Source organism: Hylemonella sp. W303a (genome assembly GCF_046452315.1).
GTDB lineage: Bacteria > Pseudomonadota > Gammaproteobacteria > Burkholderiales > Burkholderiaceae_C > Hylemonella.
On record NZ_JBKFDG010000002.1, the window covers coordinates 241,928 to 257,703 of the forward strand.

Consider the following 15,776-nt stretch of genomic DNA (forward strand, 5'->3'; position numbering starts at 1 on the left):
GTTCAGTGAGTTGAGTCCGCGATCAGTCGCGCGGCACGACGACCCAGAGTAGAAAATAGCTGAGGAGACCGAAGCCGCCGAAGCAGAACAGCAACACAAAAATCAGGCGCCAGATCCAGCTGGCCAGCCCTGTAGACACCGCCAGCCCGCCGCAGATGCCAGCGATCCAGCGATCCGACGAACTGAGACGGAAGCCATTGATGGCTTCCATCCCGGTGGCATGCGCCCTCAAGGGCACTTCCAGCAGCCTTGCCTTCGCCTGACCATATTCGGCTTCGCTCAAGGCGCCGCGCTGGCGCAGCTCCTCGAGTTTCTGCAGTTCGTCGGCAAGCGACATCTGGGTCACCCGTGTGTCGATCAGATGTCGAACAGCAGACGCGACGGATCTTCCAGCGCGTCCTTCATCGCCACCAGGCCCAGCACGGCTTCACGGCCGTCAATGATGCGGTGGTCGTAGCTCATGGCCAGGTAGTTCATCGGGCGGACCACGATCTGGCCGTTCTCGACCACGGCGCGGTCCTTGGTGGCGTGCACGCCGAGGATGGCCGACTGGGGCGGGTTGATGATGGGGGTGGACATCATGGAGCCGAAGGTGCCGCCATTGGAGATGGAGAAGGTACCGCCCGTCATCTCTTCGATGCCCAGCTTGCCTTCTTGCGCCTTCTTGCCGAACTCAGCGATCTTCTTCTCGATATCGGCGAAGCTCATTTGGTCGGCGTTGCGCAGGATGGGCACCACCAGGCCGCGCGGCGAGCCGACGGCGATGCCGATGTCGAAGTAGCCGTGGTAGACGATGTCATTGCCATCGACGGAGGCGTTCAGCACGGGGTACTTCTTCAGGGCATGCACGGCCGCCTTGACGAAGAAGGACATGAAGCCCAGCTTGGTGCCGTGTTCCTTGGTGAAGGAATCCTGGAACTTCTTGCGCAGCTCCATGACCGGGGCCATGTTCACTTCGTTGAAGGTGGTCAGGATGGCGTTGGTGGCCTGCGACTGCAGCAGACGCTCCGCCACGCGGGCGCGCAGACGCGTCATGGGTACGCGCTGCTCGGGGCGCTCGCCCAGGTGCAGAGAGCTGCTGGGCGCGGCCACTTGCGGCAGGGCCTTGGTGGGTGCGCCGGTGGGAATGGCAGCGGCTGCGGGCTTGGCGCCACCGGCCACGGCCGACAGCACGTCACCCTTGGTCACGCGACCATCCTTGCCCGAGCCCGCCACGGAGCCGGCGGCCAGGTTGTTGTCGGCCATCAGCTTGGCGGCGGCGGGCATGGCCACGCCTGCTTTGGAGGCGGACACCGCAGCCGCCGCAGCGGCAGGGGCCGCAGCGGGAGCGGCTGCCGCGGGCGCTGCCGCAGCAGCGGGGGCCGCCGCGCCAGCCTTGCCTTCGGTATCGATCTTGGCGATGAGCTGATCCGCCACCACCGTGCCGCCGTCGCCAACCACGACTTCGGACAGCACGCCCGCTGCGGGCGCGGGCACCTCGAGCACGACCTTGTCGGTCTCGATTTCGATCAGGATTTCATCGGCGGCGACCAGATCGCCAGCCTTCTTCTTCCATTGCAGCATGGTGGCTTCCGCCACCGATTCGGACAGCTGCGGAACCTTCACTTCTACGATAGCCATTTGATTCTTCCGTTATGGGTTTGCGTTTGGAGGGGTGTGCGAAAGACCAGCACGAATTCAGAACGAATCCTGCTGGCCTTCGCCTCAGACGGTGTCTTTACTTGGTGAGCACGAAGCCCTTGAGCTTGGCGAACGCGGCTTCCACCAGGGCCTTTTGCTGCTCTTGGTGCAAGTGGGCGTAACCCACGGCCGGGGAGGCCGAGGCGGCGCGACCCGCGTAACCGAGCTTCTGGCCGTCCAGCATGTTCTCGTGGATGTTGTGCTGAATGAAGAACCAAGCGCCCTGGTTCTGCGGCTCATCCTGGCACCACACGATCTCGGTGGCGTTCGGGTACTTCTTGAGTTCCGCGCCGAAGACCTTGTGCGGGAAGGGATAGAGCTGCTCGACGCGCAGGATGGCGACGTCGTCCAGACCCTTTTCCTCGCGCTTCTTGACCAGGTCGTAATAGACCTTGCCCGAGCAGCAGATCACGCGCTTGACCTTGGCGTCGTCCGCGATCTCCTTCTGCTCGCCAATGACGGTCTGGAAACCGCCCTTAGTGAACTCGGACAGCGGCGACGTGGCGTCCTTGTTGCGCAGCAGGGACTTGGGCGTCATGATGACCAGCGGCTTGCGCAGCGGGCGCACCATCTGACGACGCAGCACGTGGAAGATCTGGCTGGCGGTGGTGGGCTGCACCACTTGCATATTGGTGTCGGCGGCCAGCTGCATGAAGCGCTCCAGGCGTGCCGAGCTGTGCTCCGGGCCCTGGCCTTCGTAGCCGTGCGGCAGCATCAGCGTGATGCCGTTGACGCGGCCCCACTTCACCTCGCCCGAGGCGATGAACTGGTCGATCACGACCTGGGCGCCGTTGGCGAAGTCACCAAACTGGGCTTCCCAGATCACCAGCGTGTGCGGGTCATTGGAGGCGTAGCCATATTCGAAGGCCAGCACCGCTTCTTCGGACAGGATGGAGTCGATGACGGTGAACGGCGCCTGGCCCTCGCCCACGTTTTGCAGCGGGATGTAGGTGCCTTCGTCGTACTTCTCGCGCTTCTGGTCGTGGATGACCGCGTGACGGTGCGTGAAGGTGCCACGGCCGCAGTCCTCGCCCGACAGACGCACCGGGTAGCCCGCGGCCACCAAGGACGCAAAGGCCATGTGCTCGCCCATGCCCCAGTCCACGGGCATGTCGCCGCGACCCATCGCGGCGCGGTCGTCGTACACCTTCTTGACCAGTTGGTGCGGCGTCACGCTGTCGGGGATGGTGGTCAGCTTTTCAGCAAGACGCTTCCACTCAGCCAGCGGCAGCGCCGTGTCGGCGGCGTCGGTCCACTTCTTGTTCAGGAAGGGCGACCAGTCCACCGCGAACTTGCTCTTGAAGTTGGTCAGCACCGGGTCCACCGTGTGCTTGCCCGCGTCCATGGCGGCACGGTAGGCTTTGACGTACTCGTCCGGGCCGTCAGCTGGCAAGATGCCTTGCGTGACGAGCTTGTCGCCGTACAGCTTGCGGGTACCGGGGTGCGCGCCAATCTTCTTGTACATCAGCGGCTGGGTCAGAGCCGGCGTGTCCTGCTCGTTGTGGCCCAGCTTGCGGAAGCAGACGATGTCCACCACCACGTCCTTGTGGAACTCCATGCGGAATTCCAGCGCCAGGCGGGTGGCCAGCACCACGGCTTCGGGATCATCGCCGTTGACGTGCAGCACCGGCGCTTCGATCATCTTGACGATGTCCGTGCAGTACAGCGTGGAGCGGCTGTCGCGCGGGTCGCTGGTCGTGAAACCGATCTGGTTGTTGATGACGATGTGCACCGTGCCGCCCGTGGTGTAACCGCGGGTCTCGGACAGGGCCAACGTTTCCTGGTTCACACCCTGGCCAGCGATGGCGGCGTCACCGTGCACCAGCACCGGCAGCACCTGCTTGCCTTCGGTGTCGCCACGACGGTCCATGCGCGCGCGCACGGAACCTTCCACCACGGGGTTGACGATTTCCAGGTGTGAGGGGTTGAAGGCCAGGCTCAGGTGGACCGGACCGCCAGGGGTGGTCACGTCGGAGCTGAAGCCTTGGTGGTACTTCACGTCACCGGCGGGCAGTTCCTCGGGCGCGGTGTGGTCGAACTCGGCGAACAAATCCTTGGGCATCTTGCCCAGGGTGTTCACGAGAACGTTCAGACGGCCGCGGTGGGCCATGCCGATCACCACTTCCTGCACGCCCTTGGCGCCGGCCTGCTGGATCAGCGCGTCCATGGCGGCGATGAAGCTTTCGCCACCTTCGAGCGAGAAGCGCTTCTGGCCCACGTACTTGGTGTGCAAGTAACGCTCCAGACCCTCGGCGGCCGTCAGGCGGTCCAGGATCTGCTTCTTCTGCTCAGCGGTGAAGTTGGGGTTGGCGCGGGTGCTTTCCAACTTCTGTTGCCACCAGCGCTTTTGCGTCTGGTCGGTGATGTACATGTACTCGACACCGATGGTGCCGCAGTAGGTCTCGCGCAGCGCGTTGAGCAGCTGGCGCAGCGACATCGTCTCCCCAGGAAAGAAGGTGTTGCTGGTGTTGTAGACGGTTTCCTGGTCGCCGTCGGTGAAACCATAGAAGGCGGGATCCAGCTCGGGGATCGCGGGGCGCTCGGTGCGCTTGAGCGGGTCCAGATCGGCCCAGCGCGCACCGACGTTGCGGTAGGCGGCGATGAGCTGTTGCACCGCGGTGCGCTTGCGGCCCATTTCGGAGTCGGCGCCGGTGGCCATCACCACTTGGGTGACGCCCTGCTTGGCACGTTCGGCGAAGGCGTTGATCACCGGCAGGTGCGGCACGTCGCGCGTGTTGCTGCCGTCGACGGCGGGCACGTGTTGCAGCGCGTCGAAGTAATCGCGCCAGTTGTCGGGGACGCTGCCGGGGTTGGCGAGGTAGTTCTCGTACATCTCTTCGACGTACGGGGCATTGCCACCGAACAGATAAGTGTTATCGCGGTAAGTCTGATAGACAGACGACGCGGAGCCGTTGGATTCGCTCATTGCGCTGACCTCCGTTTCCCTGCAGGAAACTTTGACTGGTTTAAGAAACCTTCCGCGGCACGGCTGAACCGGTTAGCGGATGCGACTGTGGCTGGAAGGGCCCAAGGGCGGCTCCATGTGGATACCCCGCCCCTCAGTACGGACGGGATTGTGCCACCGAAACAGAGTCGTAACACAAGCAGAGGGGAACGAATTCACAGAGCATGAAAATATGCGGCCTCGGTGGTCGGCCGCGCGCCAAGATCGCCACGCCGCAGGCATGCACGCGCGTGAAAAACCGCCTCCGAGCACGTCTTCATGGGGGTTTCACAGGGTTACGGCGCGCTTCGAGCAGGCATCCGCGGCGAATGAGCCTGCTGCCCCAGGTAGGCCTGGGCCAGCGCGCCGTCCGCCGCAATGTCGGCCGCCGTGCCCTGGGCCACGATGCGACCGCCCTCGATCACATAGGCGCGGTCGGCGAGCGCCAGCGCCAGACCCGCCATCTGGTCCACCAGGAGCAGCGTCATGCCCTCGCGGCGCAACTGGTCCAGCGCGGCGAACAGCTCCGCGATCACCTTGGGCGCCAAACCCAGCGAAGGCTCGTCCAGCAGCAGGATGCGCGGACGCGACATCAAGGCACGCGCGATGGCCAGCATCTGCTGCTCCCCGCCTGACAGCAGGCCAGCGCGCTGGTGCAGGCGTTCACGCAGGCGCGGGAAACGCCGCAGCTGTGCTTCCACCCTCGCCTCAAGGTCCGCAGGCTGCAAGAACGCGCCGAGGCGGATGTTGTCCAGCACGCTGAGTTCAGGGAAGACCTGGCGCCCCTCGGGCACCAACACCACGCCCTGGGCTACCACCTGCTCGGCGCCCATGTTCTTGAGCTCACGGCCTTCGAGGTGGATACCGCCTTGCACTGGCCGGTGCAGCCCCGCCAGCGCCTTCATCAGCGTGGACTTGCCCGCGCCATTGGCGCCCAGCAAGGCCACGACTTCACCCTGGCGAACCTGCAAATCGATGCCATGCAGCACGGGCTCGGCGCCGTAACCGGCCACCAGGGCGCCGACGCCCAGCATTTCGGGCCGCAACGCAACTTCGGACGGGTCAGCAGCACTCGGCTCGGCGCGCCTCGCCGCCGGGCCGCCCCCAGGGGAGGCAGCCCCCTCGGGAGGCAGCGACCCGTGAAACGGTGGAGCGTGGGGGTCAACAATGTCCAGGGATTCGCCCAAATACGCCTGCTGCACCGCAGGATCGGCCTGCACCTGGGTGGGCGTACCCACGGCCAGACGCACTCCTGCGTCCAGCACCACCACCTGGTCGCTGATGCCCATGACCAGGGCCATGTCGTGCTCCACCAGCAGCACGGTCACGCCAGCGTCGGCGATGCGGCGCAGCAGCTGGCCCAGGCGCTCCTTGTCCTCGCGTGAGAGACCAGCCGCGGGCTCGTCCAGCAGCAGGGCCTCGGGGTCGGCGGCCAAGGCACGCGCAATCTCGACCAGGCGCCGGTCCACATGCGGCAAGTCCGCGGCCAGCGTGTCCGCATGCCCGCTGTAGCCGCACCAGCGGATCAGCTCCAGCGCCCGCGACGTCAGCACGGGCCTGGTTCGACGGCCTGCGCCCAACAGCGGCCCGAGTCGGCCCCGGTGCACGGCCAGCACCACGTTGTCCAACACGCTCAAAGAGCCGAAAAGCTGCGAAGTCTGGTAACTGCGGGCCACGCCCCGGCGCGCAATGCGCATCGCGTCCAGACCCGTCAGGGTTTCGCCCCCGAGCGTGAAGCCGCCCTCGCTGGGCTGATAGAAGCCACTCAGCATGTTCAGCGCCGTGGACTTGCCGGCGCCATTGGGGCCGATCAGGCTGGTCACTGCCGCAGCAGGCGCCTCGAAATGCAGACTGGACACAGCCCGCACACCACCGAACTGCATGCTCAGGCCGTGGGCCGCCAGTGGCAGGCGCGCACGCTGCGCCAAGACCGGGACCGCATCCATCGAAACGCCAGCCGGCTCGGACGACGCTGAACCTGCCTGGTCCGACACGGCATGAACCGGCCACAACCTCAAGCGCAGGCGGCGCAGCATCCCGGCCACACCATCCGGCGCGGCCCAGAGCACCACCAGCAGCAGCACACCGAAGAACAGCAGGCGGTACTCCTCCAGGCCGGAGAGCAGTTCGGGCAGCAGGCCCACGATGACCGCGCCAACCAGTGGGCCCGCGACCGAACCCGCGCCACCCAACATGACGACGAGAACGAAGAGGATGGACTGCACAAAACCGAAGGTGTGCGGCGTCACGAAACCAGAGAGCGGCGCAAACACCGCGCCCGCCGCCGCCGCGCAGAGCGCGGACACGGCAAAGGCCACGGTCTTGATCACCAGCGGGTTGAGGCCTATGGATTCGGAAGCCGTCTCGGCGTCGCGCACCGCGCGCATGGCCGCGCCCCAGGTGCCGCGCGCCAGCCAGGCGTACACGGCCAAGGCCAGGCCCGCCGCCGCGATGGCCAGCAAGGCCATGGCCCGTTCCCCCTGGGCCAGCCCGCCCAGCGCGGGGCCTGTGATGCCCATGATGCCGTTTTGCCCGCCCGTAAGCGCGCCGGCCTCGACGATGCCGTGCTCCACGATGAAACCGAAGGCGATGGTGATCATCGCCAGGTATGGCCCCTTCACGCGCAACGCGGGCAGCGCCAGCAGCGCGCCAGCAGCCGCGCCGATGATTGCCGCCAGCGGCCACGCCAGCCAGAAACTCAGGCCCACCTTGCTGGTCAGGATGGCCACGGTGTAGGCGCCGATGGCGTAGAAGCCCACATGGCCAAACGACATCTGACCCGTCAAGCCGATCAGCACATTCAGGCCCACGCCCACGATGGCCAGCAAGGCGACCTGGGCCAGCACAAACACCCAATAGCCATTGAGCGAGAGCGCCAGGGCCGCGCCCAAGGCCAACACGGCCACGAAGGCCGCGATCTGCAGCGGCGTGCCCAGGCCGAGCACGGCGCCATTTTTGTTCTTCAAACTCATGGGGTCATCTCCATGCTGCGCGTTGCGATGCAATGCGTCTTCAGGTGGCCGAGCGGACGAGCGACGCTCATACCTTCTTCACTTCCGCGCGGCCGAAGAGGCCGTTCGGGCGCCAGGCGAGCGCCGCGATCACCAGCGCGAAGGTCAGGATCTGCGTGTAGCCCGAACCCAGCGTGGTGGTGATGGTCGCTTCGACCAGACCGAAAAGCAGTCCGGCGATCATCACGCCCCAAGCGCTGGTGATGCCTCCCAGGATGGCCACCGCGAAGGCCTTGAGGCCGAACAGCGTGCCCATGTCCGAATGCACATTCATCAGCGGCGCGATCAACACACCGGCGATGCCCGCGAACAAGGCCGACAGCGCGAAAGCCAGCGCGACCGCGCGACGGATCGGGATGCCCATGAGGCGCGCGGCCGCGCGGTTCTGCACCACGGCCAACATGGCCGTGCCCCAGCGCGTGCGCCGCGACACGACGTGCAAGACCGCCGCCAGCGCCAGACCAACGAGCGGAATCAGCAGTTGCAGCGGGTACACGCCCAGACCCAGGCCCGCCACCTCGATGGGCGACTGCGCCAGCGGCGAAGGCAGGCTGCGCGGCTCCTTGCCATAGGTGGCCATGACCACGTTGTCGAGCACGATGCCCAGGGCGACCGTGGCCATGAGCCAAGCGTCCGAGCCGCGGTTCACGAAAGGCCGCACGGCCAGCAGTTCCACCAGCAGGCCGTAGACCGCGCACAAGGCCAGAGCCAGCAGCACGGCCGCGTAGCCCGGCCAGCCCAGGGTCTGCGCGAAGGTGTAGGTGAGCACCGCGCCCAGCATCATGGAACTGCCCTGGGCGAAGTTGACCGTGCCGCTGACGGCGTAGGTCACGTAAAAGCCCAGGGCCATCAGCCCGTACATGCTGCCCAGGCCCAGGCCGCTGACCAGCGCGGATAACACCAGCATGATTCTTCCTCTCCAAAAAAATCAAAGGGGTCCGTCACCGGACCACCTTGGACAGACGGCTCCAGCCAGGGGCCGTCAGCAGCGTCACGCAACCGGACTCAATTGACCGTCACGCCCACCGGCACGATCCTGTTGTCGATGAACTGCGCCCAGACGTAGTCCTCGGCTTGCACCGCGTCGTGCACCTCGGGGCTGAAGGGCTTGTTGTAGGTCTTGATCAGGCCTTCGTACTTGCCGATCTTGTAGAAGCCCTGGCGCACGGCGTCACCCTCGGTCGAGCCTGCGGCCTGGATGGCCAGCGCCGCGAGGTGCACGCCGTCGTAGGCATTGGCCACGCCCACGGCCGGCGTGATGTCGCCCGGGCCCTTGACGTTGGGGTACTTGGCCATCATGGCCTTGATCACGCGCTCGCCCACGGGCGACTGCTTGCCGAAGAAGCTGTAGGTCTGCACGAAATGCACGTCCTTGGCGTTCGGACCGGCCAGCTCGGTGAAACGGCCACCGGCCGGGCCCCAGTGCGAGACCACCGGCACCTTCCAGCCCATGCGCTCCAGCGACTTCACGACCTGGGCCGAGGGGCCGACGTTGCCGACCAGGAACAGCGTGTCCGCGCCCGCTGCCTTCAGGCGCGTGAGCTGGGGCACCATGTCCACGTCATTGGCTTCGTACTTCTCCACGCCCGCCGGGGTCACGCCCTTGGCGGCCATGGCGGCCTTGAGGCCTTTTTCGTTGCTCTCGCCCCAAGGATTGTTGACAAGAATCAGGCCGGGCTTGGCCGTCTTGAAAGTCTTCTGCGCGTAGGCCAGCATGCCCACGTCCACGATCTCGTCCACGGCCGAGACGCGGAAGGCGAAGTTCGGATTGGCGCCGTTCTTGGTGATGCCCGTGCCCGCGGCCCAGGGACCCATGAACGGCACCTTCTCCTGGTTGATCAACGGCACGATGGCCATGGAGACCGGTGTGTCCAGGCCGCCGAAGATGACCGCGACCTTCTCGCGATAAATCAACTCACGCGCGGCCACCACGCCCTTGGCCGGGTTGGCTTCGTCGTCACGGCGCACCAACTCCAGCTTGCGCCCACCCAGCAGGCCGCCCTTGGCGTTGATCTCGTCGATCGCCAGCTGCATGCCACGCGTGATGGCTTCGCCCGCCAGCGCCGATTGGCCCGACAGCGCCGTGACCAGGCCGATCTTGATGGGTTCGGCGGCCAATGCGGGCGCCGACAGGGCGGCAGCAGCCAGGCTCAGGCCGGCGGCCAGCAGGCCGCGGCGACCGAGGGAAAAGGAAAAGCGGTTCATGAATGACTCCAGGTGAGGATGGGAAGGGACGGCCCCGCGGGCTCGCCCCAGTCATGCAAGCGACGTGCCAATGTCGCCAATTTCATAATTTTCTTGTTTTCAATAAGACAAACATATTGTCAACAATATGGCATGTCTTTTGCGAGCACGATTTTGAGACGTCCCACCCTAGATCTCCTGGTGCACCCAGCACCAAAACAGGGACGAATGAGAGGAATCCACCCATGAACCCGTCCACCCCCGCAGCCATCGTCGACGAATACCTGCGCCTGCTGATGATTCCGGACCCGGCCGCCGCCAGCCAATTCATCGCGCCCGAACTGCGCATCCGCTTCACAGGCGGCCGCGCCATGAAGGCACCCGCCGAATGCGCGGCCTTCAACGCCACGCGCTACCAGTGGGTCAAGAAAAAGGTGGAAGCCACCGAGACCGTGGCTGGCGGCACGCCCGAGCACACCGTGGTCTACAGCCTGGGCACGCTGTACGGCGTGTGGCCCGACGGCACCCCCTTTGAAGGCAATCGCTACGTGGACCGCTACGTCGTGAAGCAGGGCCTGATCACGCAGATGGACGTGTGGAACGACAGTGCCGAATGGCTGCTGGTGCGCGCGGGATTGGCCGCTTTGTGAGGTACAGCCCCATGCCTGCCCTCTACCCCGGCCCCCTTCCCGACCACGGGCGCTTTCCCTACCAGGCCATCACGCGCCGCGCTGACTTCCGCTGGCCCGGCGGTGCGCGCCTGGCCGTCTACCTGGCGCTGAACATCGAACACTTCGCCTTTGGTGAAGGCCTGGGCGCGATGATCGGCCCGGCCTCGCCCCAGCCTGACGTGCTGAACTACAGCTGGCGCGAGTACGGCAACCGCGTGGGCGTCTGGCGCTGCCTGGAACTCTTCGACGAACTGAAGCTGCCCGCCGCCGCACTGATCAACACCGCGCTCTACGACCACTGCCCCGAAGTGGTGGTGGCCTGCGCCGCGCGCGGCGACGAGCTGGTGGGCCACGGCCACAGCAATGCCGAGCGCCAGGGCGTGCTGGACGAGCAGGCCGAGCGCGAGCTGCTGGCGCTCTGCCGCGACCGCATGCGCGCGCGCAGCGGCACGGCGCCCGCGGGCTGGCTCTCGCCCTGGATTTCCGAAAGCAAGCTCACGCCCGACCTGCTGGCCGAGGCCGGCTACCGCTACACGCTCAACTGGTGCCACGACGACCAGCCCGTGCGCATGAAGACGCGCAACGGGCAGGGCCTGTGGGCCATTCCCTACCCGCAGGAACTCAACGACATCCCCATGATCGTGGGCCGCCAGTTGGACGGCAAAGACTTCGCCCAGATGATCGTCGACAACTTCGACGAGATGCTCGAACAGTCACGCCAGCAGCCGCTGGTGATGGGCATCGCCCTGCACCCTTACCTGGTGGGCCAACCCTACCGCCTGCGCCACCTGCGCCGCGCCCTGCAGCACCTGGCCGCCACGCGAGAGCGTGGCGAGGTCTGGTTCACCACGCCCGGCGCCATCTGCACGCACATGGACCGCCTGGCCCACACCCGCACCGAGACCACCGCATGAACGCTCCCCTGCCCTTTCCTATTCAAGACACTGTTGGCGCCTGGGTGCCGCACGGCAAATTCAGCATCGCGGGCCAGGCTGATGGCCCACTGGCGGGCCTGACGTTCGCCGCCAAGGACCTGTTCGACGTCGCCGGCCAGCCCACGGGCGCGGGCAACCCCACATGGCTGGCCACCCATTCCGTGCCCACGCAACACAGCGCCGTCGTCGCTCAGTTGCTGCAAGCCGGGGCCACGCTCATGGGCAAGGTGTTGACCGACGAGCTGGCCTACAGCCTGCACGGCGACAACCTGCACTACGGTACGCCAATCAACAGCCTCTACCCCGCGCGCGTCACCGGCGGCTCGTCCAGCGGCTCGGCGGCGGCCGTCGCGGCCGGCCTGGTGCATTTCGCGCTGGGCACGGACACCGGCGGCTCCACACGCGTGCCCGCCAGCTACTGCGGCCTCTGGGGCCTGCGCAGCACCCACGGCCTGGTGCCGACCACCGGCCTGGTGCCCCTGCACCCCAGCTTTGACACCGCCACTTGGCTGGCAGCCAGTGGCGATGTGTTCGAGCGCGTGGGCCGCGTGCTGCTGCCCGACACGCCGTACAAACCGCGCCGCCTGCTGCTGCCCCTGGACGCCTGGGAACTGGCCGATGACATCTTCGCCCCGCCGCTGCGACAGGCGCGCGAGGCACTGGCGCAAGCGCTGGCCTGCGTGCCCGAGAACCTGCGCATCGCAGGAGAGACCGGCCTGCCCGCATGGCGCCAGACCTATGTGACCGCGGGTGCCTTCGAGGGCTGGCAAGTGCATGGCGCATGGATCGCCGAAGCGCAACCCACCTTCGCCCCCGCCATTGCCAAGCGCTGGCAGGCCGCGAGCCAGGTCAGCGCCGAGGCCGCTGCCACAGCGCGCGCCACGCAGGCGCAGATTCGCGCCCAGGTGCGCGAGCTGCTGGGCAACGACGGCCTGATGCTGCTGCCCTCGGCCGCCAGCCTGCCCCCGCTACGGGATGCCGACCAGGCCGCCGTGGACGCGGTGCGCCTGCGCACCATGGCCATCACCTGCATCGCGGGCCTCTGCGGTCTGCCGCAGATCAGCCTGCCGGTGCGCACGGCCTCCGGTGATATGCTGGGCCTCTCCCTGCTCGGCCCCGCCGGCAGCGACCTGGCCTTGATCCGTATCGCACGCAGCCTGCATGCCCAAATCCACTGAGCCTCGCGCCTCTGCCAGCAAGGCAGCAGGCACCCGCCGCGCCACGCGCGCGGTGGGCACCCCTCCCGTCACCGTCGCTGCCAAGGGCCGCCGCCCCGCCGCCGCCCCGGTGCTCGACCCCGACACCACCACGGACGCACCCGGCGACGACAGCGCCGACATCGAGGCGCGCATCTACCAGGCCGTCTTCGACAGCGTGATGAGCCAGCGCCTCAAGCCCGGGACCAAACTGCCCGAGGCGCCGCTGTGTGAACTCTTCCAGGTCAGCCGCTCGGTGGTGCGCAAAGTGCTGCAGAAGCTCGCGCATGACCACATCGTGCAGCTGCGCCCCAACCGGGGCGCCATCGTGGCCGTGCCCACGCGCGAGGAAACCCGCCAGATCTTCGAAGCCCGCCGCACACTCGAAGCCGCCGTGGTGCGCCTGGTGGCCGAACGCGCCACCGCACGCGACCTCAAAGGCCTGCGCGAACAGCTGCGCGCCGAACACGAAGCCATGCACCGCTTCGACCAGCCCGCGTGGGCACGCCTGGCGAGCGCCTACCACCTGCGCCTGGCGGAACTCTCGGGCAACGAGATATTGCAGCGCTACCTGGCCGAAATCGTCTCGCGCTGCTCCCTCATCGTCGCCGTGCACCAACCGCCCGGCAACGCGGCCTGTGAACACGACGAACACGAACGCATCGTGGACTGCATCGCCCAGGGCGACGCCGAAAGCGCGGTGAAACTCATGGACCAGCACCTGCGTGATCTGGAAGAACACCTGATGCTGGAGTCGCCAGGGGATGAGAAGAGTCTGGCGAAATTGTTGGGTTTGGGGTGAGGCTGGCGCTCACGAATGTGCTCAATGCGCTTGGGCGCGCCAGGCATCAGGGGTTTCGTTGCTGGTCTCGCTCGCCTGCGCCTTTGCCGGCTCTAAAGGGCGAACTTCCAACGACAGGCCAAAGGCCAGGCACGGGTTCTCAGCGGCCAGCGCGGCGGCTTCATCAAGGCTGCTGGCGACAATGAACCAGTAGCCCCCCACCAGTTCCTTGGCCTCCGCAAAAGGGCCATCGGTGATGCCTGACCCGGACACGACCTTGCCATCGACCTGCAAGCGACTGCCTTCCAGCATGCGCCCGGACTCCAGATGGCCTTCGTACCACGCGTAGAACCGGTCGATGGCTTGCTGGACATCTTCTTGTTTCGCGGTCGCGTCCCACTTGCCGCGTGAGATGACCAAGTAGTGGTTCTTCATGATCAAGGGGTTGATTGGGTGACTGTATCGGCTCGACTCTACTGGGCACAGACGCACCAAAATCAGCCGACGGGGCGACTACGATAGGGGGCACGTAATCAATGAATTCAACGACTGAAATGATGCTGGTCGTTTGACAATATCCTTGACCTAGTTAGCCGAGACTCCGCCATGAAGGTCGTCGATTTCATTGATGCTTAACCACCACCAAAATGATGTTTCTGTCTTTCCTTCTGAGTCCGAGCATTTCGCTATGGCGCTACTGTCTATTCATGTTTCCCATCGCGCTCGTCCCCTCAGTGGCACTTTCTGCCATCGCGTTGGAGATTTTTTCAGCCATCGGTATTAACACCGAGTTGATCAAAGCACCGCCGCGTACGTCATCCCTCAGAGAAATCTTCGGCTCCGTCGTGATCGCCCCACTCTCTGAAACTTGGCTCTTGGGCCTCACACTAAGTTTGTTTGCGAAGATGACCCCACGTCCTTTGGTTACCGCGACCGCTGCAGCTTTTTTATGGGGTGTGCTTCACGGTCTCGTAGGATGGCTTTGGTTTTTCGGTACGGTATGGAGCTTTTTCATTTTTTCGTGCGCATTCATTGCGTGGCGCAAACATTCATACCAACAGGCTTTCATAGCCGCAGCGATTCCACATGCCTTGATCAATCTTTCAGTAATGCTGAGCATCGCAACGGAGAAGATCGCCTGACCAGCGAGCCCTATTTTGTATTTCTCCTAAATAACAATTTCGAAGACGATTTAGGTTCTCGATCCACTGGGGTGGGCCATCAGAACTGGCAAGCGACCGTTCAACCTTGAATGAAAGGTTCACCGAATCGCGTGGCACAGAAGGAATCAAAAAATCCAAGCTATTCACCGGCAGGCTTAACGACTGGACTTTTCTTCAGAATTCTCAATCCGAAAATTCAACTTCGTACAGTTTTCGTGCAGCAATAACCCGGTGATTGCCCAAGATTGGTCTCACATTCTCGAGGCGCCAGGCAAAGAAACCTGGCTGCCAACCGCTTGAGCAGGCTGCCTCAACCTCTGTGGGCAACCATGGCTCAACATGCGAAACATCCACAATGGCAACAGCCCTGCCATTGGGATCGACATCCCCCTCCGCATTCAAGTAACGCTCATTTTCTACGATGAGAATGTTCTTGAGAGGAAGACTGGCAGGTTGCCATGATCTGACCTCCAGTGTCTTGATTCCACGAGCGATGTTTTCGCCGTGAGGAGCAACAATCGATAACGCCAGATGCTTTGTCATTGATTTCAACGTGATATTGAAGAACCTGTGACCTGCACCCAAGGTTATGCGTCATGTGCGAACGACAAGAGAAGTTCTACATGACGACAAAAAATGGTTTGTGGGTTTTCTGGGAACGTAGCTGGATCAAGCGCGTGAGCCAATAGAAACGTAAATGGATCTTTCTGGCGGCAATGTTCTTCATACTCGGCACAGGCCTTGGCGAACGCTTTACGCTTGAAGCGGCTGACGTTGGGGTGGAATTCGACACAAGCGGACTTGACTGCCGGAAGGGTAGCTACGAGTGAGGTAGAGACGTCCTCCTTCCACCTCTCTGTTGGCGGATAGATGCCAAGAAGCGCGGTCAGGACCGAAGAGCGGAACTTCGCGGCTGCATTGCGGAATGCGACATATCGCTGAACCGAAAAAGCACCGAGAACACTGATAAGAGCGACGAGGATGTAAATGTGCCAAGTCATGATGGACGTAGCTAATGAGCAATTCAGGCAGACTCTGGAGACCTATTCGCAGTGAGATATCAATGCGTCTAGCAACGGCTTTTGACGGAAGTCCGAGATGTCCTCTATCGGTCTGGTCTGCCCGATACCGAGTTCCGCCCTGACCCATAGCAGACGATCAAGAATCTATGAAAGCAGTCGTTTAACCTTTGAGTTGAGCGAGCAGCTACC

Annotated in this window: 14 protein-coding genes; 5 read left to right on the plus strand and 9 right to left on the minus strand. The window is 64.5% G+C overall.

The features are described from left to right. Nucleotides 1-22 precede the first annotated feature (22 nt). From ACLBKS_RS04770 to ACLBKS_RS04795, 6 genes are all read right to left on the minus strand, one after another. Nucleotides 23-337 carry a PspC domain-containing protein gene (locus ACLBKS_RS04770; RefSeq protein WP_410191653.1) on the minus strand — a complete coding sequence of 105 codons (315 nt, stop codon included), beginning with the start codon at nt 335-337 and terminating at the stop codon, nt 23-25. 20 nt (nt 338-357) lie between these two features. Beyond that, on the minus strand, nt 358-1,620 hold the full coding sequence (gene odhB / locus ACLBKS_RS04775) for a 2-oxoglutarate dehydrogenase complex dihydrolipoyllysine-residue succinyltransferase (RefSeq protein ID WP_410191654.1): 1,263 nt from the start codon (nt 1,618-1,620) through the stop codon (nt 358-360). Between the two features lie 97 nt (nt 1,621-1,717). Next, nucleotides 1,718-4,606 carry a 2-oxoglutarate dehydrogenase E1 component gene (locus ACLBKS_RS04780; protein WP_410191655.1) on the minus strand — a complete coding sequence of 963 codons (2,889 nt, stop codon included), beginning with the start codon at nt 4,604-4,606 and terminating at the stop codon, nt 1,718-1,720. A gap of 314 nt (nt 4,607-4,920) precedes the next feature. Further along, entirely contained in the window at nt 4,921-7,596 is a 2,676-nt protein-coding gene (locus ACLBKS_RS04785; protein ID WP_410191656.1) for an ATP-binding cassette domain-containing protein, read from the minus strand. Nucleotides 7,597-7,663: 67 nt separating this feature from the next. Continuing rightward, entirely contained in the window at nt 7,664-8,542 is an 879-nt protein-coding gene (locus ACLBKS_RS04790; protein WP_410191657.1) for a branched-chain amino acid ABC transporter permease, read from the minus strand. A 98-nt stretch (nt 8,543-8,640) separates the two neighbouring features. After that, complete coding sequence (locus ACLBKS_RS04795; protein WP_410191658.1) at nt 8,641-9,840, minus strand: ABC transporter substrate-binding protein; 1,200 nt, start codon at nt 9,838-9,840, stop codon at nt 8,641-8,643. A 224-nt stretch (nt 9,841-10,064) separates the two neighbouring features. On the opposite strand from ACLBKS_RS04795, the gene ACLBKS_RS04800 reads away from it, so the two are divergent. The 4 genes from ACLBKS_RS04800 to ACLBKS_RS04815 are packed head-to-tail and all read left to right on the plus strand — an operon-like array spanning nt 10,065 to nt 13,423. Continuing rightward, on the plus strand, nt 10,065-10,469 hold the full coding sequence (locus ACLBKS_RS04800) for a nuclear transport factor 2 family protein (protein WP_410191659.1): 405 nt from the start codon (nt 10,065-10,067) through the stop codon (nt 10,467-10,469). 11 nt (nt 10,470-10,480) lie between these two features. Next, nucleotides 10,481-11,404 carry a polysaccharide deacetylase family protein gene (locus tag ACLBKS_RS04805; RefSeq protein ID WP_410191660.1) on the plus strand — a complete coding sequence of 308 codons (924 nt, stop codon included), beginning with the start codon at nt 10,481-10,483 and terminating at the stop codon, nt 11,402-11,404. Next, the gene (locus tag ACLBKS_RS04810; protein ID WP_410191661.1) at nt 11,401-12,603 is read left to right on the plus strand and encodes an amidase; all 1,203 of its coding nucleotides are present in this window, start codon (nt 11,401-11,403) and stop codon (nt 12,601-12,603) included. Before ACLBKS_RS04805 ends, ACLBKS_RS04810 begins: the two co-directional genes overlap by 4 nt. Continuing rightward, nucleotides 12,587-13,423 (plus strand): GntR family transcriptional regulator, encoded by an 837-nt coding sequence (locus ACLBKS_RS04815; RefSeq protein ID WP_410191662.1) that lies wholly within the window; start codon nt 12,587-12,589, stop codon nt 13,421-13,423. The genes ACLBKS_RS04810 and ACLBKS_RS04815 overlap by 17 nt, the downstream gene beginning before the upstream one ends. Nucleotides 13,424-13,444: 21 nt before the next feature. On the opposite strand, the gene ACLBKS_RS04820 is transcribed toward ACLBKS_RS04815, so the two are convergent. Next, a complete protein-coding gene (locus ACLBKS_RS04820) occupies nt 13,445-13,837 on the minus strand; it encodes a YciI family protein (RefSeq protein WP_410191663.1) in 393 nt (130 codons plus the stop codon). A gap of 299 nt (nt 13,838-14,136) precedes the next feature. Here ACLBKS_RS04820 and ACLBKS_RS04825 point away from each other — a divergent pair, with 299 nt between their 5' ends. Next, a complete protein-coding gene (locus ACLBKS_RS04825; protein WP_410191664.1) occupies nt 14,137-14,544 on the plus strand; it encodes a hypothetical protein in 408 nt (135 codons plus the stop codon). Nucleotides 14,545-14,748: 204 nt separating this feature from the next. On the opposite strand, the gene ACLBKS_RS04830 is transcribed toward ACLBKS_RS04825, so the two are convergent. Together ACLBKS_RS04830 and ACLBKS_RS04835 are read right to left on the minus strand one after the other, a co-directional pair. Then, nucleotides 14,749-15,108: an ASCH domain-containing protein gene (locus ACLBKS_RS04830; protein ID WP_410191665.1), complete on the minus strand. Its 360-nt coding sequence runs from the start codon at nt 15,106-15,108 to the stop codon at nt 14,749-14,751. 44 nt (nt 15,109-15,152) lie between these two features. Next, nucleotides 15,153-15,566: a hypothetical protein gene (locus ACLBKS_RS04835; RefSeq protein ID WP_410191666.1), complete on the minus strand. Its 414-nt coding sequence runs from the start codon at nt 15,564-15,566 to the stop codon at nt 15,153-15,155. Nucleotides 15,567-15,776: the final 210 nt, after the last annotated feature.